General features: G+C 68.3%; 21 protein-coding genes, 1 tRNA gene and 1 riboswitch. Of the genes, 10 read left to right on the top strand and 12 right to left on the bottom strand.

Features of this window, described 5'->3' with window-relative positions:
- Position 1: 1 nt before the first annotated feature.
- Together LVB77_RS17625 and LVB77_RS17630 are read right to left on the bottom strand one after the other, a co-directional pair.
- The gene (locus LVB77_RS17625) at positions 2-826 is read right to left on the bottom strand and encodes a UDP-2,3-diacylglucosamine diphosphatase (protein WP_232907370.1); all 825 of its coding nucleotides are present in this window, start codon (positions 824-826) and stop codon (positions 2-4) included.
- Entirely contained in the window at positions 823-2,583 is a 1,761-nt protein-coding gene (locus tag LVB77_RS17630) for a GNAT family N-acyltransferase (protein ID WP_232907371.1), read from the bottom strand. The genes LVB77_RS17625 and LVB77_RS17630 overlap by 4 nt, the downstream gene beginning before the upstream one ends.
- Before the next feature lie 203 nt (positions 2,584-2,786).
- On the opposite strand from LVB77_RS17630, the gene metK reads away from it, so the two are divergent.
- The 3 genes from metK to bchE all read left to right on the top strand — a co-directional run bounded on the left by metK (position 2,787) and on the right by bchE (position 6,118).
- Positions 2,787-4,010 carry a methionine adenosyltransferase gene (metK, locus tag LVB77_RS17635; RefSeq protein WP_232907372.1) on the top strand — a complete coding sequence of 408 codons (1,224 nt, stop codon included), beginning with the start codon at positions 2,787-2,789 and terminating at the stop codon, positions 4,008-4,010.
- Positions 4,011-4,312: 302 nt separating this feature from the next.
- Complete coding sequence (locus tag LVB77_RS17640; RefSeq protein WP_232907373.1) at positions 4,313-4,543, top strand: DUF3955 domain-containing protein; 231 nt, start codon at positions 4,313-4,315, stop codon at positions 4,541-4,543.
- A 21-nt stretch (positions 4,544-4,564) separates the two neighbouring features.
- Positions 4,565-6,118 (top strand): magnesium-protoporphyrin IX monomethyl ester anaerobic oxidative cyclase, encoded by a 1,554-nt coding sequence (gene bchE / locus LVB77_RS17645; protein ID WP_232907374.1) that lies wholly within the window; start codon positions 4,565-4,567, stop codon positions 6,116-6,118.
- A 48-nt stretch (positions 6,119-6,166) separates the two neighbouring features.
- Here bchE and LVB77_RS17650 read toward each other — a convergent pair whose 3' ends face one another.
- Positions 6,167-8,695 carry a prolyl oligopeptidase family serine peptidase gene (locus LVB77_RS17650; protein WP_232907375.1) on the bottom strand — a complete coding sequence of 843 codons (2,529 nt, stop codon included), beginning with the start codon at positions 8,693-8,695 and terminating at the stop codon, positions 6,167-6,169.
- Positions 8,696-8,854: 159 nt separating this feature from the next.
- Positions 8,855-8,936: riboswitch (S-adenosyl-L-homocysteine riboswitch) on the top strand.
- 70 nt (positions 8,937-9,006) lie between these two features.
- Between LVB77_RS17650 and ahcY the strand changes: the two genes are divergently transcribed.
- Complete coding sequence (gene ahcY, locus LVB77_RS17655) at positions 9,007-10,437, top strand: adenosylhomocysteinase (protein WP_232907376.1); 1,431 nt, start codon at positions 9,007-9,009, stop codon at positions 10,435-10,437.
- A 348-nt stretch (positions 10,438-10,785) separates the two neighbouring features.
- Here ahcY and LVB77_RS17660 read toward each other — a convergent pair whose 3' ends face one another.
- Positions 10,786-11,469 carry a GNAT family N-acetyltransferase gene (locus LVB77_RS17660; protein WP_232907377.1) on the bottom strand — a complete coding sequence of 228 codons (684 nt, stop codon included), beginning with the start codon at positions 11,467-11,469 and terminating at the stop codon, positions 10,786-10,788.
- 141 nt (positions 11,470-11,610) lie between these two features.
- On the opposite strand from LVB77_RS17660, the gene metF reads away from it, so the two are divergent.
- From metF to LVB77_RS17675, 3 genes are all read left to right on the top strand, one after another.
- Entirely contained in the window at positions 11,611-12,435 is an 825-nt protein-coding gene (gene metF / locus LVB77_RS17665; RefSeq protein WP_232910343.1) for a methylenetetrahydrofolate reductase [NAD(P)H], read from the top strand.
- Positions 12,436-12,596: 161 nt separating this feature from the next.
- Positions 12,597-13,238 (top strand): hypothetical protein, encoded by a 642-nt coding sequence (locus tag LVB77_RS17670; protein ID WP_232907378.1) that lies wholly within the window; start codon positions 12,597-12,599, stop codon positions 13,236-13,238.
- A gap of 91 nt (positions 13,239-13,329) precedes the next feature.
- Positions 13,330-14,244, top strand: a complete 915-nt coding sequence (locus LVB77_RS17675) for a branched-chain amino acid transaminase (RefSeq protein ID WP_232907379.1) — start codon at positions 13,330-13,332, stop codon at positions 14,242-14,244.
- Positions 14,245-14,332: 88 nt separating this feature from the next.
- Here the strand turns inward: LVB77_RS17675 and LVB77_RS17680 are convergent, their stop codons facing one another.
- From LVB77_RS17680 to LVB77_RS17715, 8 genes are all read right to left on the bottom strand, one after another.
- The gene (locus LVB77_RS17680; protein WP_232907380.1) at positions 14,333-15,679 is read right to left on the bottom strand and encodes a HAMP domain-containing sensor histidine kinase; all 1,347 of its coding nucleotides are present in this window, start codon (positions 15,677-15,679) and stop codon (positions 14,333-14,335) included.
- Between the two features lie 4 nt (positions 15,680-15,683).
- Positions 15,684-16,364: a response regulator transcription factor gene (locus tag LVB77_RS17685; protein ID WP_056179494.1), complete on the bottom strand. Its 681-nt coding sequence runs from the start codon at positions 16,362-16,364 to the stop codon at positions 15,684-15,686.
- 490 nt (positions 16,365-16,854) lie between these two features.
- Positions 16,855-17,763 carry a 30S ribosomal protein S6--L-glutamate ligase gene (gene rimK, locus LVB77_RS17690; RefSeq protein WP_232907381.1) on the bottom strand — a complete coding sequence of 303 codons (909 nt, stop codon included), beginning with the start codon at positions 17,761-17,763 and terminating at the stop codon, positions 16,855-16,857.
- Positions 17,760-18,173, bottom strand: coding sequence for a RimK/LysX family protein (locus tag LVB77_RS17695; protein ID WP_232907382.1), 414 nt, complete (start codon positions 18,171-18,173; stop codon positions 17,760-17,762). The genes rimK and LVB77_RS17695 overlap by 4 nt, the downstream gene beginning before the upstream one ends.
- Before the next feature lie 326 nt (positions 18,174-18,499).
- Positions 18,500-20,149, bottom strand: a complete 1,650-nt coding sequence (locus tag LVB77_RS17700; protein ID WP_232907383.1) for a peptidoglycan-binding protein — start codon at positions 20,147-20,149, stop codon at positions 18,500-18,502.
- Between the two features lie 963 nt (positions 20,150-21,112).
- On the bottom strand, positions 21,113-21,466 hold the full coding sequence (locus LVB77_RS17705) for a hypothetical protein (protein ID WP_232907384.1): 354 nt from the start codon (positions 21,464-21,466) through the stop codon (positions 21,113-21,115).
- A gap of 184 nt (positions 21,467-21,650) precedes the next feature.
- Positions 21,651-21,721, bottom strand: a tRNA-Gly gene (locus LVB77_RS17710).
- Between the two features lie 85 nt (positions 21,722-21,806).
- Complete coding sequence (locus LVB77_RS17715; protein WP_232907385.1) at positions 21,807-23,621, bottom strand: autotransporter domain-containing protein; 1,815 nt, start codon at positions 23,619-23,621, stop codon at positions 21,807-21,809.
- Positions 23,622-23,835: 214 nt separating this feature from the next.
- Here LVB77_RS17715 and thiS point away from each other — a divergent pair, with 214 nt between their 5' ends.
- The 3 genes from thiS to trmB all read left to right on the top strand — a co-directional run bounded on the left by thiS (position 23,836) and on the right by trmB (position 25,858).
- Positions 23,836-24,036, top strand: a complete 201-nt coding sequence (thiS, locus tag LVB77_RS17720; protein ID WP_055903698.1) for a sulfur carrier protein ThiS — start codon at positions 23,836-23,838, stop codon at positions 24,034-24,036.
- A gap of 293 nt (positions 24,037-24,329) precedes the next feature.
- Positions 24,330-25,124, top strand: a complete 795-nt coding sequence (locus tag LVB77_RS17725) for a thiazole synthase (RefSeq protein ID WP_232907386.1) — start codon at positions 24,330-24,332, stop codon at positions 25,122-25,124.
- Positions 25,124-25,858, top strand: coding sequence for a tRNA (guanosine(46)-N7)-methyltransferase TrmB (gene trmB / locus LVB77_RS17730; RefSeq protein ID WP_232907387.1), 735 nt, complete (start codon positions 25,124-25,126; stop codon positions 25,856-25,858). The genes LVB77_RS17725 and trmB overlap by 1 nt, the downstream gene beginning before the upstream one ends.
- The last annotated feature ends 10 nt before the right edge of the window (positions 25,859-25,868 follow it).

Consider the following 25,868-nt stretch of genomic DNA (forward strand, 5'->3'; position numbering starts at 1 on the left):
CTCACGCCGCCTGCGGCAGCTGCGCGTCCGGCCGGCGCGGCTCGCGCGCCGGCAGCATCGCCAGCGTGTCGCCGTGGTGCGACAGCAGGCGCAGGGTGCCGTCGGGATCCTCGGCCAGCGCGGTCAGGCTTTCGACCCAATCGCCGTCGTTGGCGTAGACGCAGCCGTCGCGCTCGATCAGGCCCGGGCGATGGATATGGCCGCAGATCACGCCGTCCAGGCCGCGCCGGCGCGCGTCGTCCATGCCGGCCTGTACGAAGCGCGCGATGTAGCGCTCCGCCGCGCCGCTCTGGCGCTTGAGGAATTCCGACAGCGACCAGTAGCGCAGGCCGAAACGGCGCCGCACCCGGTTGAGCATCTGGTTGCCGGTCAGGATGCGGTAGTACAGCCAGTCGCCGAATCGCTCCTGCAATCCGCCGAAATGGGTCACGCCGTCGTAGTCGTCGCCGTGCGTCACCAGCAGGCGGCGGCCGTCGGCGGTGACGTGGATGCTGCGGCGGCGGATCGACATGCGCGGCAGGGCCAGACCGCAGAAGCGACGGATCGGGCGGTCGTGGTTGCCCGGCACGTAGATCAGCTCGGTGCCGGCGCGCCGCAACGCGTGCAGCGCCTCGATCACCCGGTACTGCGCCGCGCCCCAGCTCATGCGCCGCTGCGCCATCCACCACAGATCGACGATGTCGCCGACCAGATAGAGGCGGTCGCAGCGCAGGTTGCCCAGGAATTCCGCCAGTTCGGCGGCGTGGCAATGCTTGGCGCCCAGGTGCACGTCGGACACGAACACGGCGCGGCGGCGTGGCGGCAGTTGCGCGATCGGCGGATTCATACGCGGCTCTCGCTGGCGACGGAAGCATCGTCGTGGCGCGCTGCGGCCGCTTCGGCCATGGGGTCGACCACGCTCAGATAGCGTTCGCGCTTCTTCGGCCGCACGCGCTCCAGATCGACCTCGATCAGGCCGTCGACCGCGTCGCTGAAGGCCGGGTCCACGCCGAAGGCGAGAAACCGCGCCCCGCCCGGCTCGCACAATTCGGTGTACTGCTTGTAGAGCATGGGCAGGGTCGCGCCCAGCGCGTCCAGGTTGCCGCGCAACACGCGGAACGCGGTGCCGGCGTCGAGTTCGTCGAACTGCGGCGGCGCGGCGCGGTAGGCGAACGGCTGGCGCGACACCGCCGCGCCCGCGTCGGCGCCGTAGTAGCGTGCGTAGTAGGCGACGATCTGCTCGCGTGCCGCCGGCGGCAGCGCGGCGCTGATCGAGACCGGACCGTAGAGGTAGCGCACGTTGCGGTGGCGGGCCAGGTAGGCGCCGATGCCCTGCCACAGGTAGTCGATGCTGCGGCTGCCCCAGTAGTCGGGCGCGACGAAGCTGCGGCCCAGCTCCATGCCCTGGGCCAGGCGCGGCACGGTGTCGTCGGCGTAGCGGAACAGGGACGCGGTGTAGAGCCCGGCCAGTCCGCGCTCGGCCAGCACCTGGGCGCCGCGCGCGATCCGATAGGCGCCGGCGATCTTCGCCGCTGTCGCGTCCCACAGCACGATGTGCTCGTACCAGCTGTCGTACAGATCCACGTCCAGGCGCCGGCCGGTGCCCTCGCCGACCGCGCGGAAGGTCAGTTCGCGCAGGCGGCCGATCTCGCGCAGCAGCTTGGAGCCCGGCTGCAGCCGGCCGACCCGGATCTGCTTGCCGTCGAAGGTCTGGCCCAGCGAGGTCAGCGCCGCCACCTCGATCTGCAGCGCAGTCGGGTCGACCGCCTCGATCAAGGGCTCCGGCCCCTCGGGCGCCGCGCGCTCGCGCACGGTGCCGATGGCATGCAACTCGCGTCGCACCTCGCGCAGCAGACGGGCGGGATCGGCGTCGGCGGGCAGCTGCAGCGGACGGCCGATGCGCAGCGCGATCCGGCGCGAGCCGCGCGCGAACATCTCGCGCGCCAGCAAGGCGGTGCCAGCCGGCTTGAACAAGGCCGAGGCGCCGTAGAACAGGGCCGAGTTGCGCGCCTCGATGCGTACCGGCAGCACCGGCGCGCCGGTCTTGCGCGCGAAGCGCAGGAACCCGCGCCGCCAGCGCCCGTCGGTGACCCCGCGCAGGCCCAGCCGCGCGACCTCGCCGGCCGGGAACACGATCACGCACTGCTCGGCCTCCAGCGCCGCCTCGATCGCCTGCAGGCTGTCGGCGCTGGGCCGGCCGCCGAGGATCCGCACCGGCAGCAGCAGCCCGTCCAGGCCGTCCAGCGCCTGCAGCAGGTCGTTGGCGACGATGCGCACGTCGCTGCGCACGCTGCCGACCAGGTCCAGCAGGGCCAGGGCGTCGATGGCGCCGGAGGGGTGGTTGGCGACCACCAGCAGGCGGCCGCTGGCGGGGATGCGCTGTTTTTCGGCCGCATCGACCGTGTAGCGCGCCTGCAGGAACTCCAGGGCGGCGCCGACGAAGGCGAAACCGCGCAGGTGGCCGTTCTCGGCCAGGAAGCCGTCGACCGCGTCGAACTTGGACCAGCGGCCCAGGGTGCGCAGCAGCGGCCGGGCCAGCCGCTCGCGGCGGCCGCGGAACCATTGCGGGAAGCGTTCTTGCAGGCGGCGTTCGAGTTGCAGCATGGCACGTCGCGGTGGCGGCGGTATGCCGCGCAGCCTGCGCGGCGCCGGCGACAGTCCGATGGCGCCGGGGCTTCAGCCATGTGACAGCCGTCGGGAACCGCTTAACGACCCGTCAACGCCGAAAATGGGCACAATGCGCCGAACCGCCCCAGCCTGTATCATAGGCGGCCATCTTTTTATCCGAATCGAAGGATATTCGCCTGATGTCCAGCTACCTGTTCACCTCCGAGTCCGTGTCCGAAGGTCATCCGGACAAGATCGCCGACCAGATTTCCGATGCGGTGCTGGACGCCATCCTGGCCCAGGACAAGCGCGCCCGCGTGGCCTGCGAAACCATGGTCAAGACCGGCGCGGCCATCGTCGCCGGCGAAGTCACCACCTCGGCCTGGGTCGACATCGAGTCGCTGGCGCGCAAGGTGATCAACGACATCGGCTACAACAACTCCAACGTCGGCTTCGACGGCCACACCTGCGCGATCATCAACATGCTCGGCAAGCAGTCGCCGGACATCGCCGCCGGCGTGGACCGCAAGAAGCCGGAAGAACAGGGCGCTGGCGACCAGGGCCTGATGTTCGGCTACGCCTGCAACGAGGCCCCGGAATTCATGCCGGCGCCGATCTACTACTCGCACCGTCTGGTCGAGCAGCAGGCCAAGATCCGCAAGCAGAAGAACTCCAAGCTGCCCTGGCTGCGTCCGGACGCCAAGTCGCAGGTCACCCTGCGCTACGACGACAAGCACCAGGTCGTCGGCCTCGACGCCGTGGTCCTGTCGACCCAGCACGATCCGGGCATCAAGCAGAAGGATCTGGTCGAGGGCGTGTACGAGCACATCCTCAAGCCGGTGCTGCCCAAGGCGTGGCTGGAAAAGCTGCCCAAGAGCAAGGTCCACATCAACCCGACCGGCATCTTCGTGATCGGCGGCCCGGTGGGCGACTGCGGCCTGACCGGCCGCAAGATCATCGTCGACAGCTACGGCGGCATGGCCCGTCACGGCGGCGGCGCGTTCTCGGGTAAGGATCCGTCCAAGGTCGACCGCTCGGCCGCCTACGCCGCGCGCTACGTGGCCAAGAACATCGTCGCCGCCGGCCTGGCCGACCGTTGCGAAGTGCAGGTCTCCTACGCCATCGGCGTGGCCGAGCCGACCTCGATCTCGGTCACCACCTTCGGCACCGGCAAGATCAGCGACGACAAGATCGAGAAGCTGATCCGCAAGCACTTCGACCTGCGCCCGTACGGCATCGTCAAGATGCTGGACCTGATCCACCCGGTCTACCAGCTGACCGCGGCCTACGGCCACTTCGGCCGCAAGCCCAAGGAAGTCAGCTACGTCGACGCCGCCGGCAAGAAGCACACCGCGACCGCGTTCTCGTGGGAAAAGACCGACAAGGCCGACGATCTGCGCAAGGACGCCGGCCTCAAGAAGTAAGTCGCGCCGCGCCTTCGGGCGTCGCCACGAAAACGGAGCGCTTCGGCGCTCCGTTTTTGTTTGTGGGGATGAAAAGCCCCCCTCGATCCCTCCGGCCAGCGGGCACAGCCCGCTGGCGTTCAGTCGCGCACGAACCTGCGGTTCGTAAACGCGCGTCTTCGCCTTTTTCCAAAGGAGGAAGCAGAGCCTTGTCTTGGGGCCGCACGTCTTGTCAACGCGCCACGCTCGCTTCACAAACGCCTCATCCTGCGCGCACCCGCCGGGGCCAGCCTGATGCCATCGCCGCACAGGAGCCCGCCGCCGTGTCCAGTCCGTCCCTCGCCTCGCAAGTCGCCGTATCGCTGTTGTGTCTGGGCAGCTTGTGCCTGATCGCGTTCCGCCTGATCGGCGCCAGCATCGACGGCAGCAGCGTACTGCACGAACCGTTCGCGCTGATCCCGATCGGCCTGACCCTGATCGCCAGCGGCGCGGTGGTCGGCGCGGTCGCCCTGGCCCGCGCCGCGCTACGCACCCTCGCCCGCCGTCGCCGCTGATCGCAGCCAGGAGCGGCCGGCATGAACCCCTGCGATTTCCGCATCCTGCTGCTGAACCCGCCGCACACCGCGATCGGCAGCCGCATCCCGCGCGAGCAGCTGCCGCCGCTGGGCCTGCTCAGCATCGGCGGGCCGCTGATCGACGCCGGCTTCGCGGTCGAACTGCTGGACGCCGAGTTCGGCCCGTTGACGATCGACGAGACCGTGCGGCGCGCGCTCGCGGCCGCGCCCGACCTGTTGATGGTCGGCCACTCCGGCTCGACCTCGGCGCACCCGACCATCGCCCGCATCGCCGCGCGTCTCAAACACGAGCGTCCACAGCTGCGCATCGTCTACGGCGGGGTCTATCCGACGTATCACTGGCGTGACGTGCTGGAGCGCGAGCCCGCAGTGGACGTCGTGGTGCGCGGCGAAGGCGAGCGCACCGCGCCCCTGCTCGCGCAGGCGCTGGCGCGCGGCGAAGACCTGGCCGGCGTGCCCGGCCTGGCCTACCGCCGCGACGACGGCCGCATCATGGAGACCGGCCAGGCCGAGATGATTCTGGACCTGGACCAGTGCCGGGTCGGCTGGGAGCTGATCGATCACGACCGCTACTCCTACTGGGGCGGCATGAAGGCGGTGGTGGTGCAGTTCTCGCGCGGCTGCCCCTACCTGTGCAGCTACTGCGGCCAGCGCGGCTTCTGGAGCCGTTGGCGCCATCGCGATCCGGTCAAGTTCGCGCGCGAGCTGGCCCGCCTGCACCGCGAACACGGCGTGCGCCTGATCAACTTCGCCGACGAGCTGCCGACCGGCTCGCGCAAGGCCTGGCAGGCCTTCCTGGAAGCGCTGATCGCGGAGAACGTCGACCTGACCCTGGTCGGCTCGACCCGCGCCGGCGACATCGTGCGCGACGCCGACATCCTGCACCTGTACAAGCGCGCGGGCGTGATCCGCTTCCTGCTCGGCATCGAGAGCTATTCCGAAGCCACCCTGAGCAAGATCCGCAAGGGCGCCAGCGTCAGCGAGGACCGCGAGGCGATTCGCCTGCTGCGCGCGCACGGGATCATCTCTATGGCGACCTATGTGGTGGGCTTCGACGAGGAACGCGATCGCGATTACTGGAACTCGCTGCGCCACCTGCTGCGTTACGACCCCGACCAGATCCAATTGCTTTACGTCACCCCGCATCGCTGGACGCCCTACTACGACAGCGTCGCCGACCGGCGCGTGATCCAGACCGATGCGCGCAAGTGGGACTACAAGCACCAGGTGCTGGCGACCACACGGGTGCCGCCGTGGCGGGTGCTGCTGTGGGTGAAGGCGATCGAGGCGATCGTGCAGCTGCGGCCGCGCGCGCTCTACCGCAGTCTGATGCACCCCGACCGCGACGTGCTCAAGGGCATGCGCTGGTACGTGCGCATGGGCCGACGGGTATGGCTGCGCGAACTGTTCGAGTTCTTCTTCGCCGGTGGACGCACGCGCAAGGGGCCCAGCGTCGAGGAGTTCTGGGGCGCCTCGCTGTCGGCGCAGGAGTACGCGCTGGCGAAGCCGCAGCGCAAGCGGATTCCGATCCGCACCCTTACGCCCTCGTCTTGAAAAAAAAGGAGCGCCGAAGCGCCCCTTTCCGTGCGGTTGCCGGCGCGCTTACTTGCCGGCCTTGCTCTTGCCGCCCTTACCCTCGGCCTGGGCCGCCGTGGTCTCTGCCTTGCCGTTCTTGACGTAGCGCTCCAGCCAGTCGTTCGACTCGGCCAGCATGTGCAGGATCGATTCGCGCGCGCGGTAGCCGTGCGATTCGTTGGGCAGCATCACCAGGCGCGCGTTGCCGCCCAGGCCCTTGATCGCGGCGTACATGCGTTCGCTCTGGATCGGGAAGGTGCCGGAATTGTTGTCCTGCTCGCCGTGGATCAGCAGGATCGGATCCTTGATCTTGTCGGCGAAGTTGAACGGCGACATGGTCTCGTAGGTGTCCTGCGCCTGCCAGTAGTTGCGCTCCTCGGCCTGGAAACCGAACGGCGTCAGGGTGCGGTTGTAGGCGCCGCTGCGCGCGATGCCGGCCTTGAACAGGCGCGTGTGCGCGAGCAGGTTGGCGGTCATGAAGGCGCCGTAGGAATGGCCGCCGATCGCGATCCGCTCGCGGTCGGCGACGCCGCGCCGCACCACCTCGTCGACCGCGGCCTGGGCGCTGGCGGTGAGCTGCTGCAGGTAGGTGTCGTTGGGTTCCTTGTCGCCCTCGCCCACGATCGGCATCGAGGGGTCGTCGAGCACCGCATAGCCCATCGCCAGGAACGCCTGCGGGCCCCAGTAGCCGACCGCGTTGAAGCGGTACGGCGAGTCGGTGACCTGGCTGGCGGCGCTGGCGGATTTGAATTCCTGCGGATAGGCCCACATCAGCAGCGGCAGCGGGCCGTCGCGCTTGGGTTCGTACTTGGGCGGCAGGTAGAGCGTGCCGGTGAGTTCGACGCCGTCGGCGCGCTTGTAGCGGATCTGCTCCTTCTTGACGTCCTTGAGCTGCGGCGTCGGGTGCGGGAAGCGGGTCAGCGCGACCGGCTCGGCCGCGGCCTGCGACAGGTCGCGCAGGTAGTAGTTGCTGGGTTCGGTCGGCGACTCGCGGGTGGTGATCGCGCGCGTGCCGCTGCTGTCGAGCAGATCGCGCGGCGACTCGTAGTACGGCGCCTGCGAATGGAACAGACGGGTCTTGGTGTTGTCGGCCAGGTTGAGCTTGTCGACGAACGGACGGTCGCCTTCGGGCGAGGCGCCGTCGCCGATCAGGTACACGCTGTCGCCGTCCAGCAGCAGGCGCTGCTTGCCGGCCGCGTCGGTTTCGGTGACCGGCGTGCCGGGATCGGCGTAGCGGTCCTCGTAGGAGCCTTCGAACACCAGCTGCGGCTCGCGGCCGACATCGTCCGGCGCCACGCGCCAGCGCTTGGTCTGGCGCGTCTTCCACCACGACTCGGTGATCAGGGCCAGATCGCCGCGTCCCCATTCCAGGTCGCGCGCGCGCGAGCCCAGCTGCGCCAGGGTCACCGGCGGTTTCTCGAACGGCGCGGCCTGCATCAGCACCGCGTCGCGGATCGCCACCTGCCTGGACGGATCGCCGCCGTCCTGCGCCTCCACCCAGACCAGCGTGGCCGGGGCATCGGCGCGCCAGTCGGTGTAGCGCACGCCGGTGGGCACGGCGTCGTTGCCGGTGGGCAGGCCTTCCACCAGCGGCAGCTTGGCGACTTCGTGCACCAGCTGGCCGTCCAGGTCCAGCACTTCGATGCGGCGCGGGAAGTAGAACGCCGGCACCACGTACGAGAACGGCCGCTCGACGCGCTGCGCCAGCAGCAGCTTGCCGTCGGGCGAGGGATTCAGGGACTGGAACAGGTCCGGCAGACCGACCTTGGCGACCTTGCCGCTCAGATCGACCAGCGCCGGCTGCGAACGCAGGTAATGCGCGTACAGGCGCGCGTCGTTCTCGTTCTTGAGCAGATCCTGGAAGGTGCGCAGCTGGCGCACCGCGCCGCCGCCCTGGGTCTGCTGGGTGGCCGGCCCGGTCGGGATGCCGTCGGACACCGGCGGCGCGCCCTGGTTCTCGGGTTGCAGCAGCACCAGCAGGCGCCGGCTGTCGGGCATCCAGCTGTAGCCGCGGCCGCTGACGGTGTTGAGCGGCTGGCTCAGCAGGCGGCGCGCGCTGCGCGTGGCGATGTCCACCACCCACAGCTCGTTGGCGCCGCTCTTGGGATCGACGTGATTGAACGCGAGCTGGCTCTGGTCCGGCGACCACAGCAGGCTGGCCACCGCCAGCGGCTGCGGCAGGCCCTGCAGGCGGATGTCCTTGCGCTGGGCGATGTCGAGCAGCCACAAGTCGCTGCCGAAGCTGAAGCGGCTCTGCGAATAGCTGCGCGGATTGATGCGCACGCCGGCGAGCTTGAGCTCGGGCTGGGCGACCACGTCGATGCCGGGCAGGTTGGGCGTCTGCATCATCACCGCCAGATCGCGGCGCGGGCTCAGGCCCAGTTGCGGCGGGCGCGGCGCGTCGACCAGCGCCCGCAGCGCTGGCGGCGGCAGCCGGTAGCCGCTGTCGGCCTGGGCGGCGGGTTTGGCGGGCGCGGCCGCGAACGCGGCGACGGGTAGCAGGAGGGTGGCGATCAGGGCCAGGGCGACGCTGCGAGGCCGGTAGGGCTGCTTCATGGGCGATCCGCGTATGCAGTGAGGGCGGAAACGGAAGCTTGCGCGGCCCGAATCCCCCTGACCGGCGACGCCCCGTCGATGAACAGGGCCGGGCATCGAAGCCCTCCCCGGGCTGAGAATAGCGGCTTCCGGGGCCGACTACCGGTACAATTCTGCCGGTTCGCCGAGGGGCGCTGCGACCGCGACGCAAGAGCGCGGCCAGGCTTGGCGGATTCCACACGCAAAACGGCGCCCGATGTCCGCGGTCCACCCGCCGAAACCCGTTCCACCTCCGGTTTCGACGCGGCAGACCCTCATAATCGGAGCTCACAATGAACGCAGTAGCCAAGACCTTCTCCACCGACGGCGATTACAAGGTCGCCGACATCTCGCTGGCCGATTGGGGCCGCAAGGAACTCGATATCGCCGAGCACGAGATGCCGGGCCTGATGTCGATCCGCAAGAAGTACGCCGCCGCGCAGTCGCTCAAGGGCGTGCGCGTGACCGGTTCGCTGCACATGACCATCCAGACCGCGGTGCTGATCGAGACCCTGAAGGACCTCGGCGCCGACGTGCGCTGGGCCTCGTGCAACATCTTCTCGACCCAGGACCACGCCGCCGCCGCGATCGCGGCAACCGGCACCCCGGTGTTCGCCTGGAAGGGCGAAACCCTGGAAGAGTATTGGGACTGCACGCTCGACGCGCTGACCTTCCCGGGCGGCAAGGGCCCGGAGCTGGTGGTCGACGACGGCGGCGACGTGACCCTGCTGATCCACAAGGGCTATGAGCTCGAAAACGGTTCGACCTGGGTCGACGAGCCGGCGTCCTCGCACGAAGAGCAGATCATCAAGAACCTGCTCAAGCGCGTCGCCAAGGAGCGTCCGGGCTTCTGGCACAACGTGGTCAAGGACTGGAAGGGCGTCTCGGAAGAGACCACCACCGGCGTGCACCGCCTGTACCAGCTGGCCGAAGCCGGCACCCTGCTGGTGCCCGCGATCAACGTCAACGACTCGGTCACCAAGTCCAAGTTCGACAACCTCTACGGCTGCCGCGAGTCGCTGGCCGACGGCCTCAAGCGCGCGATGGACGTGATGCTGGCCGGCAAGGTCGCGGTGGTCTGCGGCTACGGCGACGTCGGCAAGGGCTCGGCCCACTCGCTGCGCGCTTACGGCGCCCGCGTCGTGGTCACCGAGATCGACCCGATCAACGCGCTGCAGGCGGCGATGGAAGGCTTCGAGGTCAACACCGTCGAGAGCACCCTGGGCCGCGGCGACATCTACGTCACCACCACCGGCAACAAGGACGTGCTGACGCTCGAGCACATGTCGCAGATGAAGGATCAGGCCATCGTCTGCAACATCGGCCACTTCGACAACGAGATCCAGGTCGATGCGCTGAACGCCTCGGGCGCGACCAAGCTCAACATCAAGCCGCAGGTCGACAAGTACACCTTCAAGAACGGCAACTCGATCTTCCTGCTGGCCGAAGGCCGCCTGGTCAACCTGGGCTGCGCTACCGGCCACCCGAGCTTCGTGATGTCGAACTCGTTCTCCAACCAGACCCTGGCTCAGATCGACCTGTGGGCGAACAAGGACAGCTACGAGGCCAAGGTCTACATCCTGCCCAAGAAGCTGGACGAGGAAGTCGCGCGTCTGCACCTGGAAAAGATCGGCGTGAAGCTGACCCGTCTGACCGACGACCAGGCCGCCTACCTGGGCGTGTCGGCCGACGGCCCGTACAAGCCGGATCACTACCGCTACTGATCGTTCGCGGCTTGCGGGCCGCTGCGATGCAAGACGAAAACGGGCGCTACGGCGCCCGTTTTTTTTGGGGCGCGACCGGCGTCGCTTCCTGTAAGAGCGGCGCGAGCCGCGACCGCAAGCCACAGAAAAACCACGTTGTGGCGGCGTACGCCATTCCTGCATCGAGGCAGGCCGCCCCGGCTTTCTGTGGGAGCGGCGTGAGCCGCGATGGGTTGCGGCGCAGGTAGAGCGATCGCGGCTTACGCCGCTCCCACAGAAAGCGGTCGCGACGCGCCCACGTGGGATGCGGTAGACCGCAGTTACGTAGGATGCGGTAAGCCGAAGTCGCGCCGCATCGCCATCGTTCGATTACGTGTCCGCGCGCCGCAGCGACCAGAACGGAATCTCGCGCCGCAGCCGATAACCGTTCTGCTCGTACAGCCCCACCGCGCGCGGGTTCTCCTGGCTCACGTGCAGGAACGGCGTCAGTCCGCGCGCATGGTTGTCGTTGGACAGGAACACCAACAAACGACGCGCATAACCCCGTCCGTTGAAATCCGGATGCGTGCACACCGCGCTGATCTCGGTGTAGGCGTCCATGCCCATGCGCTCGCCGATCATCGCCGCCAGGCGGCCGTCCTGATAGATGCCGAAGTAGCGCCCCAGCTCGGGCGTGCGCGGACGGAAATAATGCGGATACACCAGCGCGGTCAGCGCCAGCACGTCCTCGCGCCGGCGCTCGTCCAGCGCCACGATCTCGGGCCCGTCCACCGCTTCCACCGGCCGGTCGCAGATCATCTGCGCCAGCTCGGCCAGGTGCTTGAGTTCCCAGCGCGCGGACACGGTGGGCGCGCGCCCCAGCACCAGCGCGGTATCGCCGGCCGGTACCAGCTCATCCAGCGCGCCCTCGACCGCGGCACCCGCCTCGGGCACGCCCAGAAACGGCGCTACCTGGGCCGGAAAGCGCGCGGCCTCGCCGGCGCGCAGCGCCAGCGCGCGGTGGCGGCTGGCCAGGGATTCCCAGATCGGGTTGTCGAGCACCTGTTCGGACATGCGTGTTCACCGTATGCGCGTAGCGGGGTCTAAGGCCAGGTTTGGGCCGGCCGGGCCGTCGATCAAGGGCCGGCCGGCTCTCGTTTTATTTCATCGCGATGAAGAGATACCATGGACGCCACTCCGTCGCCCGCCATGCCCATGCTGCCGATCAGTTTCGAGTTCTACCCGCCCAAGACCGACGAGCAGCGCGCGCAGCTGGACAAGACCGCGGCCAAGCTCAAGGCGCGCAAGCCGCACTACGTCTCCTGCACCTTCGGCGCCGGCGGTTCGACCCTGAACTACACGCCGGACACGGTGCAGCGCCTGCGCGAGACGCACGGCCTGGACGCCGCGCCGCACCTGTCCTGCGTCGGCGGCACCCGCGACGAGATCCGCCAGTTGTTGAACCAGTACCGCCAGATCGGCTGCCGCCGCCTGGTCACGCTGCGCGGCGACCTGCCCTCAGGCATGGCCAGCGCCGGCGACCTGCGCTACGCCAACGAACTGGTCGAGTTCATCCGCGCCGAGACCGACGACCACTTCCACATCGAAGTCGCCGCCTACCCGGAAATGCACCCGCAGGCACGCGACGCCCACAGCGACCTGGAAAACTTCAAGCGCAAGGTCCGCGCCGGCGCCAACGGTGCGATCACCCAGTACTTCTACAACGCCGACGCCTACTTCCGTTTCGTCGACGACGTGCGCGCGGCCGGCATCGATATCCCGATCGTGCCGGGCATCATGCCGATCGCCAACTTCAGCCAGCTGCGGCGCTTCTCGGACCTGTGCGGCGCGGAAATCCCGCGCTGGATCCAGCAGCGCATGCTGGCCTACGGCGACGACGTCGACAGCCTGCGCGAGTTCGGCGCCGACGTGGTCGCGCAGCTGTGCCAGCGCCTGATCGACAACGGCGTCCCGGGCCTGCACTTCTACACGCTGAACCTGTCCAAGCCGACGCTGAGCGTGATCTCGCGCTTGAGCTGATCGCGCTCCGCGTCGCGTCCCCTTCTGCTCTGCTTCCCCCTTTTGCAGAGGGGGGCCGAGGGGGATTCGCTTTTCGCTTCAAGCACCCAAGCAAACACCCAGCTAAACGGACTGCGACCTCCGCACTGTCCGCCCATCGCCCGCGGCGCTACGCTGCCGCGATGCCTTGGTACGTCCGTGTTTGCGCCCTCCTCCTGCTGCTGACCGCCGCGTCGCTGTGGCCGCGCCCAGCGCAGGCGCAGATCCGGCGCTGCGTAGGCCCCGACGGCGCGGCCGTGTACACCGACCGCCGCTGCGAGGACGTCGGCAGCGCCGACAGCCTGCCGCGCGCGCCGGCCGGCGCGGCGGCGGCCAAGGGCGGCTATCGCGGCGGCTGCGCGCGCAGCGTGCAGGACCTGGTGTTCCAGATGACCCAGGCGATCGACGCCCACGACGGCAACCGTCTGGCCGCGGTCTACCACTGGACCGGCATGTCCGGCAGCACCGGCTACTCGGTGCTGGAACGCCTGGAGACCGTCGCCAGGCGCCCGCTGGTGAATATCGTGCCGGTGATGCCCGCGGCGCCGGCGCCGGAAGCGCGGCCAGCGCCGCCGGCCTTCGTCGAAAGCCCCAGCCCGGTCGTGCTCGACGGCGAGCCCGGCTCCGAACTGGCGCCCGACACGCCCGAACCCGAGTACGTGCCCCAGTCGCGGCGCCTGCCCGTGGCCCTGCGGGTCGAGCAGACCCTGGCCAACGGCAGCACGCCCTCGCACACCGTGTTCGGGCTGATCCGCCATTTCGGCTGCTGGTGGATCAAGGGCTGATCCGCCGCGGCACGGGCGTGCCGAAACGTGCGGATGGGTCCGGCCGCCCCTTCAGGGCACAATAGCGGTTTCTCCCCCCACGGAAGCCGGCATGAACTACCCCGAATGGATCTGGCACAACGGCGCGATCAAGCACTGGGCCGAAGCCACTACCCACGTGATGTCGCATGCGCTGCATTACGGCTCGTCGGTGTTCGAAGGCATCCGCAGCTACGACACGCCCAACGGCCCGATGATCTTCCGCCTGAGCGAGCACAACACGCGTCTGTTCGCCTCGGCCAAGATCTACGACATGCCGATGCCGTACACGGTCGAGCAGGTCAACCAGGCCTGCCGCGACGTGCTCAAGGCCAACAACTACACCACCGACTACCTGCGTCCGGTCGCCTATCGCGGCCTGGGCGGTTTCGGCCTGTCCGCGGACACCCCGACCGACATGGCCGTGGCGACCTGGAAGATGGGCCAGTACCTGGGCGCCAGCGTGCTCGAGCAGGGCATCGACGCCTGCGTCTCCAGCTGGCAGCGCTTCGCGCCCAACACCATCCCGGCCGGCGCCAAGGCCGGCGGCAATTACCTGTCCGGCCAGTTGGTCGCGCGCGAAGCGCGTCGCCTGGGCTTCGGCGAGGGCATCGCGCTGGCCTCCACCGGCCTGCTGTCCGAAGGCGCGGGCGAGAACCTGTTCCTGATCTTCGACGGCGCGCTGCACACCACGCCGGTCAGCGCCGCGCTGCTCAACGGCATCACCCGCAACACCATCATCACCCTCGCCCGCGACGCCGGTTACACGGTGGTCGAGCGCGACCTGCCGCGCGAGTACCTGTACCTGTGCGACGAGCTGTTCATGTGCGGCACCGCCGCCGAGATCACGCCGATCCGTTCGGTCGACGGCCGCCAGGTCGGCGCCGGCAAGCCCGGCCCGGTCACGCAGCGCATGCAGGAACTGTTCTTCGGTCTGTTCAGCGGCAAGACGCCGGACAAGTACGGCTGGCTCGAGCGCGTCGACTGAGCGCAATGCGCGTCCCCGCTTCGGATGAGGCGGGGACCGCAAGCGGCGAGCGATGGCGTCGCCGCACGGCCGCGCCGCGACGCGGCACTTAGACCAGGGCGCCGGTGGCCCCGAAGGTCAGCGTGGCCACCACGCCCTTCTCCTCGCCCGGTTTGACCCGCACGTCCCAGCCGTAGAGCTCGCACAGGCGGCGCACGATCGACAGGCCGATGCCGCCGCCCTGCGAATGGCCGGCATGGGTGCCGCGGTAGCCGCGCTCGAACAGCTTGGCCGCGTCCTCGGCGCTGAGGCCGGGGCCGGAGTCGATCACCTCCACCGAGCGCGAATGCAGGCGCACGATCACCTCGCCCTGCGTGGTGTACTTGACCGCATTGCCGATCAGGTTGCCCAGCGCCACCGCCACCGCGGCTTCCGGCGCGTCCACGGTCAGGCCGCGTTCGCCTTCCACGCGCAGGTCCAGCGGCTTGCCGGCAAGCTGGGCGCGGTGCGCGTCCAGCAACTGCTCGGACAGGCGCGCGATATCGGTGGCGCCGTGCCCGCGTTCGTTGCGCGACAGCAGCAGCAAGGCGCTGATCAGGTCGGTGCATTGCTGCTCGGCGCGCTGGATGCGGGCCAGGCGGATGCGGGTCTTCTCGTCCAGGTCCGAACGCGTGAGCAGCAGCTCGACCGCGCCGCGGATCACCGCCAGCGGCGTGCGCAGCTCGTGGCTGACGTCGGCGTTGAATTCGCGGTCGCGCTGGACCACGTCGGTCAGCCGCTCGGCGTAATCGTCCAGGGCCTTGGCCAGCTCGCCGACCTCGTCGTCGGGGAAGTGCGTGGCCAGGCCTTCGGATTGCGAGCTGCGTCCGGACAGGCGCAGGCGCCGCGCCAGCTCCGACACCGGGCTCATCACGCGCGAGGCCGCCCACCAGCCCACCAGCAGCGACAGCACCGTGAACACCAGCACCGAACCGTAGATCGCGCGGTTGAACTGCTTCTCGCCGCGCGTGGCCTGGGTCATGTCGTAGGCGAGGAAGAACCACACCTCGGGCGTCTTACGCACCGCCAGCTTGTAGGAGAACGGCACCCCGTCCTCCTCCTTGCCGGTGATGTTGTGCAGGCCGTCGGGCAGGTCGTACCAATCCGGCTGCGACACCCGCAAGGCCTCGAAGTCGGCGCGCTTCACCACCTGCCCGTACATCTGCTGCACGGGCACGTCGACGTTCTTGGGATTCTTGGCGTAACGCGCCGCGTACTGATCGATGTTGCGGCTCATCAGGTCGACGATGAGCTGCTCCTCCACCCGCGTGCGCGTCCAGTTGGTCGCGAACGCGAACAGCGTGGTCAGGCCGAAGCCGAGCAGCACGAACGACAGGATGATGCGGCTGCGCAAGCGCCGCCGGTAGCGAACCCGTTTCTTGCGCCGCTCGGGCGCGGGCGATTCCCCTGTCGCCACGCGATCAACCGTTCTCGGGCGCCGCGATGCGGTAGCCGATGCCGTGACGGGTCTGGATCAGCGGCGTATCGAAGGGCTTGTCCACCACCGCGCGCAGGCCGTGGATGTGCACGCGCAGGCTGTCGGAGTCGGGCAGTTCCTCGCCCCAGACGCGGGTTTCCAGTTCCTGGCGCGTGACCACCGCCGGCGAGGCTTCCATCAGCGCCTGCAGGATCTTCAGCGCGGTCGGGTTGAGCTGCAGCAGCTTGCCCTGGCGACGCACTTCCAGCGTGTCCAGGTTGTATTCCAGATCGGCGGCGTTGAGCACCCGGGTCTGCACGCCACGGCCGCGGCGCGACAGCGCGTTCAAGCGCACTTCCACTTCCTGCAGCGCGAAGGGCTTGATCAGGTAGTCGTCGGCGCCGGAGTCGAAACCGGCCAGCTTGTTGTCCAGGCTGTCGCGCGCGGTCAGCATCAGCACCGGGGTCTGCTTGCGCGCTTCGTTGCGCAGCTTGCGGCAGACCTCCAGGCCGTCCAGGCCGGGCAGATTCAGATCGAGCACGATCGCGTCGAAGTCGTGCACCACCGCCAGGTGCAATCCGGTGATGCCGTCGGCGGCGAAGTCCACGGTGTGGCCGCGGTCCTCGAGAAAATCGCCGAGATTGGCGGCGATGTCCTGGTTGTCTTCGATGACGAGTATGCGCATTGGACCTTCCTGTTTGTGCCTTCGACCGTGGCGGCCGCGGCAAGGTTCCTGAACTCGGCGGCGGCGCCGCGCGCCGGAGCGGAATGAAGACGAAGCAGCGAGTGCCACGATTCTGCCAGAGCCCGCGCTATGCGCTTCTCACCTGCTCGTGACGGACCATCGCCGGCAAACAAAGGCCCAAGCGCGGGGCCACCGCGCCTGGGCCAAAAGGGTATTGCCCCGATTACCGTAACCTGCTTCGACCAGATCGCTGACTTGGAAGAGCGGCATGCTGCGGTCCGGACACGCTACGCGGAAATCGATTAAACGGCTGTTAAAACGAATGTTATTTATTTGTTAATAGCAACCCGAAATCGCAATTTGTTCAGGTCCGCGCCGGCCCGGCTGGCAAAGCCCGGGACCTACGACAGGGGGCGTTGGCCGACGAATCAGCCGGTTACAGGGCGTTCGCGGCAGATCGCGGCAAAAATCGAAAATGAGCGGTCCGTCACTATTTCTTGACTGCCGCCCGTCGGGCCGAACGCCGCTTCATACGGCTGGCGACGTAGGCGATGATCTCGCCGGCCACGTCCACCCCGCTGGCCTCCTCGATGCCCTCCAGGCCCGGCGAAGCGTTGACCTCCAGCACCAGCGGGCCGCGATCGGAACGGATCAGATCGACGCCGGCCACGCCCAGGCCGAGCACGCGCGCGGCGCGGATCGCCACGTCCTGCTCGGCCGCGCTCGCTTTAACGCCCTTGGCGGTGCCGCCGCGGTGCAGGTTGGAGCGGAAGTCGCCCTTGGGCGCCTGACGCTTCATCGCCGCGACCACCTTGCCGCCGACCACGAAGCAACGCAGGTCCGCGCCCTTGGCTTCGGCGATGAACTCCTGCACCAGGAAGTTGGCGTACAGCCCGCGCAGCGCCTCGATCACCCCGCGCGAGGCCGACAGCTTTTCGGTCAGCATCACGCCCGCGCCCTGGGTGCCTTCGTTGAGCTTGATCACGTGCGGCGGCGGACCCAGCATCGACAACAGGTCGGCGGTATCGTCGGGGTTGTCGCCGAACACCGTCGCCGGCAGGCCGATGCCCTCGGCCGCGAGCAACTGATGGCTGCGCAGCTTGTCGCGCGCGCGCAGGATCGCGTCGGAGGAGTTCGGGCTGTAGGTGTCCATCAGCTCGAACTGGCGCAGCACCGCCGAACCGTAGCGGGTGATGGACGCGCCCACGCGCGGGATCACCGCGTGGTAGCCGGAAATCTCCCGGCCCTTGTAGTGCATCTCGAACCCGTCCGAGGCGATGCGCATGTAACAGCGCAGCGGGTCCAGCACCCGCACGGTGTGACCGTGCTGACGCGCGGCCTCGACCAGACGCCGGGTCGAATAGAGCTTGGTGTTGCGCGACAGGATCGCGAGCTTCATGGCGTGGGGATGTCCGAATAGGGGGCGGCCGGGGCGGCGGAATTAGGCCCCGCCTTGCCGTGCAGGAACGAGCGAGCCGGGTCGACCGTGAACACCCGCGCCATCGCGGTGCGGCCGAGCAGCATGGGGAAGCGCATGCCGCGACGATCCGCGAGATTTATTTCAATTTCGCGTTCGACCCCGGCCAGACGCAAGCCGGTGCGCACGAACACGCGCGCGCCGCGGTTGCCGCCGGAGTCGGTGACCATGCGCTCGTCGTGGACCGGGACCAAGCATTCCACCGCGCCCGCGCCGACCGCGCCGGGGCTGAGCCGGAAGCCGACCCAGGGCGCGCCGCCCTCGCTGAAGCGCCATTGCGCGTCCACGTGCAGCGCCGAACTGCGCGCGCCGCTGTCGATCTTCGCGCGCAAGGCCGCGACGCCCAACCCGGGCATCGCCACCCATTCCCGCCAACCGAGCACGATACGAGCTGCCATCGCGTCTCCGCCGCGCCGAGGTCGCCCTCAAGAAAAAACAGCGGCCGCCGTTCGGGGGCGCCGCCGTCACTGGTGGCGTCGGAACCGCGATGGGCTCCTGGCCGGAATTGGAGCGGGTGATGGGGATTCAAACCCACCGCCCCTTCGTTCAACCACTTAAACAGTTCAGCGACGCTGCAAACCGCACCATCGCGCCAGATCGTCGAAGGGCCGCACATTAGCGCAGACCCTGCGGCGGCGGCAACCGAAGGTTGCGGGAATCAGACCATCCTCGGCCCTTTCGGCGCGGGGTCTTCCAGGCCGCGCGTAGCCTGCGCCTGAGCGTCCTGCCTGTGATTGCGCTCCAGCGCCTGACGTTGATCGATGGCCGCCACGTTCTCGCTGCTGCAAGCCAGGCTCTGACCGGCCAACTGAGCCACATCGCCCATCGCCTTCCTCGCCCAAGGTGCGCAGAGGTCCCCGGTATCCGTCATCCCGACCTTGGTTCCGTCCGCGGTGAACCGTGCCGCACCGATCGCGTCCAGACCGCGCTCGCGCGCTTTCTCCACCAAGCCACCGGCCAACTGGCGGCTGATCTCGTCCGAAAGCCGTCCAAGTTGCGCGTCCCGCTCGCCGACCGCACGCAAGGCGGCCAAGTACATGTCGTGGCTCGGGTGCGACGGATCGTCCAGCATCAGCACCCTTTGCCGAACCGGCACTCTCCTCACGTTCAATTCGAGATCGTCCGGTGGCTCCACCCGACCACCGCCGTCGGGCGTCACGGGCGCGCCTGGCTGCGGCGGCAATGCCGCTTGCGGCCCGCCAGGATCGCGTTCCTGTGTGTGGCCGGCGTGAGTCTCCCACTGGGGCGCTCTTCCGGAGCGGGAAGGGTCGGAAGGCGGGCGTAGGCCATACCGTGGATCGCCAGGCGCGAGCGGCTCGCCCTGCCCTGCCCGCATCATTCCCAAGACGCCCTCCGCTATCACGGCTCCCTCGGGCCGAGCATCGCCGACACCTTGCACGCGGCGATTGATGTGGGTCGCCTGCTGCCAGGTCGCGAGGTCGATATCGCCGGTTTGCAGCAACCCATGGTCCTGCTGGAATGCGATGACCGCCGCTTGAATCTCAGGGCGATACACCCCGTCCGCCTCGATCGGGCGTCCTCCGACGGCTCGATAACCGTCCGCCGCCAAAGCCGCCTGCGCATCGCGAACGCGCTCGCTCGTTTCCCCTATCCGCGCGACTCCGTCGTCCACTGTCGGCCTAGGTCCGATGCCCCTACGGAACTCTGCCTGTATAGGTAAGCGCCCCTCCGACAAGTCACTGATGTAGTTTTGGTACTGCTGGTAGTAACGAGTATCCATGTCCAGGTGCACATGGATAGATCGCCCCGCCGGCAGGTTCAAGCCCGAGTTGTTCTGCGTGCCCAAGGACTGTCCGTAGATCACGGTCTCCCCCGCCTCGACCGTAACCGCAGACATATGCCGGACCCTGGCGATGACTTCACCACCTTGACGATCCATGATCTCGACGAAGCCCGCGTTGCGATTGACTGCGTTGACGTAGCCACTCAATGGCGACGGCACATCGACGGCCCTGGCCGATTGACCGGCAGGCGGCTGCGGATCCTCGAGAATGAAGTCCTTTGACATCAGAACCTGATTCGGCCCGAGGTTGCGATACCGGTCGGACTGCGCGTCAATGACTTCCTGGAACTCGCCGCCGATGAACGCGTAGGACCGATTGCCTCCACCGTATCCTGGAAGCATGTCTTCGGCCTGGACGATCTGCCCTTCGCGCATCCGGATGTTGCGATTGCTATGCGGGTGGTGAGTCACCAAATCGTCGAGAGTCTGCGCCTCCTCATTCCGCATGCCGCGATGATCGGAGACCAATTGTTTGACGACATACGCTCTGGGCATTTCCGGCATGGCTACCTCCTGGCTGCCTTCGGCCTTCTCCAAACGGACATTACTGAGCGCGGTACAAGTCGCTCCTTACCTCGCCGCACTTGAAGTACAAAACGCCCCTCGCCTCGGACGAAGAAAACGACTGCCCGTTCCCCGTCAATTCCAAACGTTCCGAGTGCACGACCCCTTGTTCGCCGTCGCTGGGAACGGAGTCGAAGAACATTTGCCCGCTCAATGCCCATGCGCCAGCGGAATTCTTGCGTGCCCGATCCACGCGAAAGAAGTTACCTTCCCCGTATTCCGAGTACCGGTGGACCATGCTCCGGCTAACGACTACTGCGCCCACTAATGGATCCATACCCGTCCGCTCGACCGTCGCAGCATCGATGCTGAGATAGGCTCGGCACGCCGTTCGTCCTTCCGCGCTATCGGCGTACCAGACGCCGCGCAACGCATCCGGCAAGATGGTCCGCTCGCGCTTCGCCGCAGGCACTGCCTTCTCGCCAGAACGGGCGACCTCGGCATGCGCCCCGCACCCGGAAAGCATCGCCCCCATCAGGGCAAGTAGAACTCCGATATCGCGTCTACCACGCCGGCCAGAACTCATCTCGATCTCCTTGTCGGACTCGTCTTTATCTCGAGCTGACTATCCTACTTCCAGTGAAATCGCCGATCGTGAGGCAAAGCGGCCACCTGCACCGATCACCGACCGGCCAAAACAGGCCACTACCTTCTGCACTGGTTTCTTTATGTGCCGAACTGACACATATCGCACCGACCATCGAAGCCGGGCGAACCGGCGCCGCCGACGGCGGAACGAACGCTCGCGCAGGACCTAAAGTTCACGCACCCTAAGCCGCTGGAGCCGCACCTCGCGACTGCATCAGACCCTCGCCCGGTGATGGTCTGACCGCGCCAGCACCAGCAACGTCGCCTTATCGACTGCGGTGGGCGTGCACCCGCCCTTCGCTTCCGTAGCGCGGCCTACCGCGACCAACGTTTGACGCAGACCGCATCCGCGGCGGCTGCGAACTTAGTCAAGGCCGCCTCGTCCGCGACATGCGGAGGCGGCAATCGCATCGTCTTCAGCTCGGGAATCCCGGTCGTCGTGGCCGCCTGATTGAGCGCGAACACGCCCTGCGGCGTGGCGATCGTGTTCGCATAACCTCTCGGCCGGCAGGTCAACGTCGCCCGATCGAAAGGCAGCGGCCAGGCGTGCTTGAACGCGGCCTTCCGCACGACTATCGCGGCCTCAGGCACGCTCTCGGTCGCCAGCGCGACGGCGGGCAGCAGAACAGCGAACGCGAGCGCTGCGGCAAGTGCAAGGCGATCGTTCATGTCCATCCTTCCTTGGTGACGAAGCCGATGGCGATTATCGCCATGGATGCCGTGCGCGGCATAGAAGCACAAAGCCCCGGCCAACGGCCGTGAGGCCGATGCGATCGTGAAGGGATGCGATTCGCGAGGCCGGCGACGCGGCCAGCGCCCCGCCCGCGTCAAAACAGCGGCGGCGGCGGAATCGAGCGGGTGATGGGAATCGAACCCACGCTAGCAGCTTGGGAAGCTGCAGTTCTACCATTGAACTACACCCGCATGCGGCGAAGTCTATGCGCGCCTACGCGGGTTGGCAAACCGCGCGGGCCCGGCGGGCCCGCGCGGTGCGGTGCGGTCGCGGCGCTTAGAAGCCGGCGCCGATGGTGGCGAAGACGGTGGCGTGGTTGCCGCCGGCCTGGCCCACGGTGACGCTGCTGCCGATGTTGGCGTCCAGCCCGAACAGCTGGGTGCGCGCGCCGATCAGCAAGGTGCCGTAGCTCTGGTCGAAGTCGTGGCCGGGCACGGCGTAGGGCGCGGTGCTGGGCATCGACTGCAGGCGCGCGAACACTTCCTTGTCGGCGTCCTCGAACTCGCGGTCGTAGGTCAGACGCGCGTAGGGCTTGAGGTGGTCGTTGATCGCGTAGCTCACCTGCCAGCCGGCGCTGCCGATCAGCGAATCGAAGTTCTGATCGTTGTAGGCCAGCGAGGTCGCCAGGGCGGCGTCGCTTTCCTTGTAGCCGTCGACGTCGATGTTCTGCGCGACCAGGCCGATCACCGGGCCGTGACGCAGCGCGCCGTCGCCGAACTCCCAACCGGCGTTGATCGCGGCGGTGATGTTCTGGCCGTCGGTGGAACCGCTGTGCACGCGGCTGGTCGGGCCGAGTACGACGCGGCGGTCGATGTCGTAGTCGACCTTGGTCCAGCTCAGCTGGCCGTTGACCCAGGCATTGGCGCCGTACCAGGCGGCGAAGCCGCCGAGGGTGGCGTCGCTCTGGTCGAACTCGCCGCCGTTGCGGCCGAAGTCCATGCTCTGCTTGCCGAAGCCGGCGAAAGCGCCGAACACCCAGCTGCCGCTGGTCCAGTCGACGACGCCGGTGATGCTGGGGCCGCTGCCGTCGTAGACGTCGCCCTTGCCGTAGCGCTGGAAGTCGCCGCGCGCGTCGGCCCACCAGCGCGTGCCGTCCTCGGGCTTGGCGCCCAGGTGATTGGCGACGCGGTCGGCGCGCGAGCGGCCGACCATGGATTCGGAGTTCGGCAGCAGCGCGATCTGGCGCGGCGCTTCCAGGATCGACACCGCGTAGTCGCCGAGGATCTTGTGCGCGCGTGAGGACGGGTGCACGCCGTCGGCGAAGGCGTAGGTGTCCGGCGCGTTCGGGTTGGCGTAGTTGAGCGGGCTGCAGGTCAGCGAGGATGCGGTGATCTGCGGGTTGCAGGCGGTGCCGGTGACATTGGTGATGCCGTACGGCGCCGGGTTGGCGGTGATCTCGCGCAGCAGGTTGAAGGTGTCGAGCGGGATCACGCGATAGCCGGCCGTGGCCAGGCCGCCGAACAAGGCGTTGTTGTAGGTGGTCGACAGCTGCGTGCCCGCGGCCTGATTGGCGGCGCCGCCGGCGCGGAACTGCGGGGTCAGGCCCAGGTCCGGAATGGTCGGGACCAGGATGTACTTGGCGCCGGCGTTGGTCAGCGCGCCGACCACGCCGATCTGCGAGGCGACCGCGGTGCCGATGGTGGTCGGCGATGCGCCGCCGGCGACCGCGAACAGGTCGTTGGCGCCGCCCCAGACGGTGTACAGCGCGCGCGAGTCGGCGCGGCCGCCGTTGGCGGCGAGGTAGTTGGTGGCCTGCGTGGCCAGCGACGGAATCGGGCCCAGCGCGCCGCTGGTGTTGGTGCCGGTGCGGGCGCCGCCGACGGCGTAGTTGGTGCCGCCCTGGTTGGCGCTGGTGGCGTTGGTGCCGTAGTAGTCGGCCAGATACTCCGACCAGACCAGGCCCGGGTTGGTGGTGAAGCGGCCCAGCAGGGCGCCGTTCGGACCCACGGCCTGGACCAGCGCCGGACGGAAGTGACCCGAGTCGGTCAGGCTGTCGCCGAAGAAGATGGTCTGCGAATAGGTCTGGGCGAAAGCCGGTGCGGCCGCCAGCGCCAGGGCGGCGGCGAGCACGGTGCGAACGGGTTTGATCATGGGATTCCCTGCAGATCTGGAGTGGACGGAAGGTTCGGGGCGAGACGTTTGCCGCAGTGCGGCAGTACGCCCGCGGATGGCTCGGCATCGAACCATGCGGCGCTGCGACATACAAGGCGCAGTGCGGCAAAAGTCCACCAGCCGGCGGCCAGCCCGGGCACAGCCGACCGCCCCGCTCTGGCCGCGCGCGTAGCGGCGCGGGACAATAGACGGCATGGACATCACTCTCAATGGCGAGCCGCGCGCGATCGCGGCCGCGACCACGGTCGCGCAACTGCTGCTGGACGAGGGCCTGGGCGAACGCCGGGTCGCGGTCGAGGTCAACGGCGAAATCGTCCCGCGCGGCGCCCACGCCGCGCATGCGCTGGGCGCGGGGGACAAAGTGGAAATAGTGCATGCGCTGGGGGGTGGGTGAGCCGATGCGCTTACGTGCCACTGGCTCGTGCATCGGCGAACGCCCGGCCAGGGATGGCCGGGCCGGACGATCCGAAGCCGAGAAGTAGCGTCATGGATGGCAACGCGTAGCCACCCGAAGCGACGCCGGCCACGGCGCAACGCCCCCAACCCAAGCCCACAGCGCTCGCGCAGCCCCCGATCGCGGCTCACGCCGCTCCTACCCCAAAGCCGAGCCCCGCGGGCCTGAAAAACCCCTGACGCAACGCTCCCGCGATCACCCCGCGCCCCGGCCTATCGTTCATAATTCCGCACATGACGACCCCCCTCGCTGCAGACCCGCTGGTCATCGCCGGCAAGCCCTACCGTTCCCGCCTCCTCACCGGCACCGGCAAGTTCAAGGACCTGAACGAGACCCGCCTGGCCACCGAGGCCGCCGCCGCCGAAATCGTGACCGTGGCGATCCGCCGCACCAACATCGGCCAAAGCCCGAACGAGCCCAACCTGCTCGACGTGCTGCCGCCGGACCGCTACACCCTGCTGCCCAACACCGCCGGCTGCTACAACGTCGACGACGCGGTACGCACCTGCCGCCTGGCGCGCGAGCTGCTCGACGGCCACAAGCTGGTCAAGCTGGAGGTGCTGGGCGACCAGCGCACCCTGTTCCCCGACGTGGTCCAGACCCTGGCCGCGGCCGAGATCCTGGTCAAGGACGGCTTCGACGTGATGGTCTACACCTCCGACGATCCGATCCTGGCCAAGCGCCTGGAGGAAATCGGCTGCGTGGCGGTGATGCCGCTGGCGGCGCCGATCGGCTCGGGCCTGGGCGTGCAGAACAAGTACAACCTGCTGGAGATCGTCGAGAACGCGAAGGTGCCGATCATCGTCGACGCCGGCGTGGGCACCGCCTCCGACGCGGCGATCGCGATGGAGCTGGGCTGCGACGGCGTGCTGATGAACACCGCCATCGCCGGCGCGCGCGATCCGATCCTGATGGCGCACGCGATGAAGCTGGCGGTGGAAGCCGGCCGCGCCGCGTTCAAGGCCGGCCGCATTCCGCGCAAGCGCTACGCCAGCGCGTCCTCGCCGGTCGACGGTCTGATCGACTGATGACCGATCCGTTCTCCAGCGACGGCGCCAAGACCCCGCCCAAGCCGTTCACGGTCGAGGAAGGCCGGCGCCAGGTGCGCAGCTTCGTGCTGCGCCAGGGCCGCTTCACCCCGGCCCAGCAGCGCGCGTTCGACGAGCTGTGGCCGCGCTTGGGCATCGACTACCAGGGCGCGCCGCGCGATTACGATGCGATCTTCGGCCGCAAGGCCAAGCGCGTGATGGAAATCGGTTTCGGCAACGGCGACGCTCTGCGCTACGCCGCCCAGCACGACCGCGAACGCGACCTGATCGGCATCGAGGTCCACGCTCCCGGCGTCGGTCGCCTGCTCAACGCGCTGGCCGCCGACGGCAGCGACCACGTGCGCCTGTACCACCACGACGCGGTCGAAGTGCTGAACAACGAAGTCGCCGACGGCTCGCTGGACGAGGTCCGCATCTACTTCCCGGATCCCTGGCACAAGAAGCGCCACAACAAGCGCCGCCTGGTCCAGCCCGAGTTCGCGCAGCTGCTGGTGCGCAAGCTCGCCGCCGATGGCCGCTTGCACCTCGCCACCGATTGGCAGGACTATGCGGAACAGATGTGGGACGTGCTGGATGCGACCCAGGGCCTGAGCAACCGCGCCGGCGCGCGCGGCACGGTGCCCCGGCCGGACTGGCGCCCGCAAACGCATTTCGAGACCCGCGGCCAGAAACTCGGCCACGGCGTCTGGGACCTGCTCTACGACCGCCGCTGACGAGCCCCCG

It is taken from the genome of Lysobacter sp. 5GHs7-4 (assembly GCF_021284765.1).
GTDB lineage: Bacteria > Pseudomonadota > Gammaproteobacteria > Xanthomonadales > Xanthomonadaceae > Lysobacter.

What these genes read in the sequence shown, in the direction of transcription:
- LVB77_RS17625 (WP_232907370.1), bottom strand. Translation starts at nt 826, where the DNA reads ATGAATCCGCCGATCGCGCAACTGCCGCCACGCCGCCGCGCCGTGTTC.
- LVB77_RS17630 (WP_232907371.1), bottom strand. Translation starts at nt 2,583, where the DNA reads ATGCTGCAACTCGAACGCCGCCTGCAAGAACGCTTCCCGCAATGGTTC.
- metK (WP_232907372.1), top strand. Translation starts at nt 2,787, where the DNA reads ATGTCCAGCTACCTGTTCACCTCCGAGTCCGTGTCCGAAGGTCATCCG.
- bchE (WP_232907374.1), top strand. Translation starts at nt 4,565, where the DNA reads ATGAACCCCTGCGATTTCCGCATCCTGCTGCTGAACCCGCCGCACACC.
- LVB77_RS17650 (WP_232907375.1), bottom strand. Translation starts at nt 8,695, where the DNA reads ATGAAGCAGCCCTACCGGCCTCGCAGCGTCGCCCTGGCCCTGATCGCC.
- ahcY (WP_232907376.1), top strand. Translation starts at nt 9,007, where the DNA reads ATGAACGCAGTAGCCAAGACCTTCTCCACCGACGGCGATTACAAGGTC.
- LVB77_RS17660 (WP_232907377.1), bottom strand. Translation starts at nt 11,469, where the DNA reads ATGTCCGAACAGGTGCTCGACAACCCGATCTGGGAATCCCTGGCCAGC.
- metF (WP_232910343.1), top strand. Translation starts at nt 11,611, where the DNA reads ATGCTGCCGATCAGTTTCGAGTTCTACCCGCCCAAGACCGACGAGCAG.
- LVB77_RS17670 (WP_232907378.1), top strand. Translation starts at nt 12,597, where the DNA reads ATGCCTTGGTACGTCCGTGTTTGCGCCCTCCTCCTGCTGCTGACCGCC.
- LVB77_RS17675 (WP_232907379.1), top strand. Translation starts at nt 13,330, where the DNA reads ATGAACTACCCCGAATGGATCTGGCACAACGGCGCGATCAAGCACTGG.
- LVB77_RS17685 (WP_056179494.1), bottom strand. Translation starts at nt 16,364, where the DNA reads ATGCGCATACTCGTCATCGAAGACAACCAGGACATCGCCGCCAATCTC.
- rimK (WP_232907381.1), bottom strand. Translation starts at nt 17,763, where the DNA reads ATGAAGCTCGCGATCCTGTCGCGCAACACCAAGCTCTATTCGACCCGG.
- LVB77_RS17700 (WP_232907383.1), bottom strand. Translation starts at nt 20,149, where the DNA reads ATGCCGGAAATGCCCAGAGCGTATGTCGTCAAACAATTGGTCTCCGAT.
- LVB77_RS17705 (WP_232907384.1), bottom strand. Translation starts at nt 21,466, where the DNA reads ATGAACGATCGCCTTGCACTTGCCGCAGCGCTCGCGTTCGCTGTTCTG.
- LVB77_RS17715 (WP_232907385.1), bottom strand. Translation starts at nt 23,621, where the DNA reads ATGATCAAACCCGTTCGCACCGTGCTCGCCGCCGCCCTGGCGCTGGCG.
- thiS (WP_055903698.1), top strand. Translation starts at nt 23,836, where the DNA reads ATGGACATCACTCTCAATGGCGAGCCGCGCGCGATCGCGGCCGCGACC.
- LVB77_RS17725 (WP_232907386.1), top strand. Translation starts at nt 24,330, where the DNA reads ATGACGACCCCCCTCGCTGCAGACCCGCTGGTCATCGCCGGCAAGCCC.
- trmB (WP_232907387.1), top strand. Translation starts at nt 25,124, where the DNA reads ATGACCGATCCGTTCTCCAGCGACGGCGCCAAGACCCCGCCCAAGCCG.